This is a genomic window from Pseudomonas sp. I2 (assembly GCF_040984075.1).
GTDB lineage: Bacteria > Pseudomonadota > Gammaproteobacteria > Pseudomonadales > Pseudomonadaceae > Aquipseudomonas > Aquipseudomonas guariconensis_B.
In genome coordinates this window covers 1-441 of the sequence record NZ_JBCGFQ010000161.1, presented here as the reverse complement: position 1 = coordinate 441, position 441 = coordinate 1, and the positions used below count along the sequence as shown (strand labels likewise).

General features: G+C 51.0%; 1 protein-coding gene. It reads right to left on the bottom strand.

Features of this window, described 5'->3' with window-relative positions; all coding sequences use genetic code 11:
* Positions 1-48: 48 nt before the first annotated feature.
* Positions 49-441: NAD(P)-dependent oxidoreductase (locus WCE05_RS26045; RefSeq protein ID WP_368816846.1), on the bottom strand; the 393-nt coding region annotated here is incomplete at its 5' end.

Sequence of the window (441 nt, the reverse complement as noted above, 5' to 3'; positions counted from 1 at the left end):
GAGTAAAAGCCCGAGCGATTATCGGGCTTTACTTCACGCAGTCGCGGCTTAGTCCGCGACGTGCGGATTCACACAGTTCTTCTCAACCTTTCCTTGTAACGCATCAATCAAATTATCCACGGCACAGGCGGCCATGCCATAACGCGTCTCATGGGTGGCAGATCCAATATGCGGTACTGCGACGACGTTGGCCATTGAGAGCAACGGCGAATCTACGGACAGTGGCTCTTGTTCGAAGACATCCAGCCCGGCGGAGTGAATTTCGCCTTTCTGCAATGCAGCAATCAGTGCATTTTCATCAACCACCGGGCCACGTCCGGCATTAATGAAAATGGCGGAGGATTTCATTTTGGCGAATTGTTCTGCGCCAAACAGATGATGCGTCTCATCAGTTAACGGCAGGATCAGGCAAACGAAATCTGACTCTTGTAACAGAGTATC